This window comes from Janthinobacterium sp. GW822-FHT07A03 (assembly GCF_058798815.1).
This window is the reverse complement of the sequence record NZ_JBXAKW010000034.1, coordinates 1-1,772: the sequence shown is the minus strand read 5'-3', so window position 1 is coordinate 1,772 and position 1,772 is coordinate 1. Positions and strand designations below refer to the sequence as shown.

Below are 1,772 nucleotides of genomic sequence, written 5' to 3'. Positions count from 1 at the left end.
GGGTAATGATTGCGATCAACAACACGCAACATGTACTTTCTCATCCTCTGTACCTGCTAAGGTTATAGGGACAAGCCGTACGGGCAATTAGTACTGGTTAGCTTAATGCATTACTGCACTTCCACACCCAGCCTATCAACGTCCTGGTCTCGAACGACCCTTCAAAGAGCTCAAGGCTCTGGGAAATCTCATCTCAAGGCAAGTTTCCCGCTTAGATGCTTTCAGCGGTTATCTCTTCCGAACTTAGCTACCCGGCAATGCCACTGGCGTGACAACCGGTACACCAGAGGTTCGTCCACTCCGGTCCTCTCGTACTAGGAGCAGCCCCCTTCAAATTTCCAACGCCCACGGCAGATAGGGACCAAACTGTCTCACGACGTTTTAAACCCAGCTCACGTACCACTTTAAATGGCGAACAGCCATACCCTTGGGACCGGCTACAGCCCCAGGATGTGATGAGCCGACATCGAGGTGCCAAACTCCCCCGTCGATATGAACTCTTGGGAGGAATCAGCCTGTTATCCCCAGAGTACCTTTTATCCGTTGAGCGATGGCCCTTCCATACAGAACCACCGGATCACTATGTCCTACTTTCGTACCTGCTCGACTTGTCAGTCTCGCAGTTAAGCACGCTTATGCCATTGCACTATCAACACGATGTCCGACCGTATCTAGCGTACCTTCGAACTCCTCCGTTACACTTTAGGAGGAGACCGCCCCAGTCAAACTGCCTACCATGCACTGTCCCCGATCCGGATAACGGACCAAGGTTAGAACCTCAAACAAACCAGGGTGGTATTTCAAGGTTGGCTCCACGAGAACTAGCGTCCCCGCTTCAAAGCCTCCCACCTATCCTACACAGATTGGTTCAAAGTCCAATGCAAAGCTACAGTAAAGGTTCATGGGGTCTTTCCGTCTAGCCGCGGGTAGATTGCATCATCACAAACATTTCAACTTCGCTGAGTCTCGGGAGGAGACAGTGTGGCCATCGTTACGCCATTCGTGCAGGTCGGAACTTACCCGACAAGGAATTTCGCTACCTTAGGACCGTTATAGTTACGGCCGCCGTTTACTGGGACTTCAATCAAGAGCTTGCACCCCATCATTTAATCTTCCAGCACCGGGCAGGCGTCACACCCTATACGTCCACTTTCGTGTTTGCAGAGTGCTGTGTTTTTATTAAACAGTCGCAGCCACCAGTTTATTGCAACCCTTTCACCCTCATGGAGTAAACCAATCAAGCTACCGGGGCGTACCTTTTCCCGAAGTTACGGTACCAATTTGCCGAGTTCCTTCTCCCGAGTTCTCTCAAGCGCCTTAGAATACTCATCTCGCCCACCTGTGTCGGTTTGCGGTACGGTCTCGTATGACTGAAGCTTAGAGGCTTTTCTTGGAACCACTTCCGATTGCTTCGTGAACAAGTTCACTCGTCTCAACCCCTTGAATTGCGCGCCCGGATTTGCCTAAGCGCCTTCTATGAGCCAAAAACCAACTATTCCAACAGTTGGACAACCTTCCGCGATCCGTCCCCCCATCGCATCATACGACGGTGCAGGAATATTAACCTGCTTCCCATCAGCTACGCATCTCTGCCTCGCCTTAGGGGCCGACTCACCCTGCTCCGATGAACGTTGAACAGGAAACCTTGGGCTTACGGCGTGGAGGCTTTTCACCCCCATTATCGCTACTCATGTCAGCATTCGCACTTCTGATACCTCCAGCATCCTTTACAAGACACCTTCGCAGGCTTACAGAACGCTCTCCTACCATAT

The 1,772-nt window shown here is 51.4% G+C and carries 1 rRNA gene; it reads right to left on the bottom strand.

What is annotated here, in order from left to right:
- Positions 1-66: 66 nt before the first annotated feature.
- Positions 67-1,772: ribosomal RNA gene (locus AC1RJW_RS29650) — 23S ribosomal RNA — on the bottom strand; the annotation flags it as partial.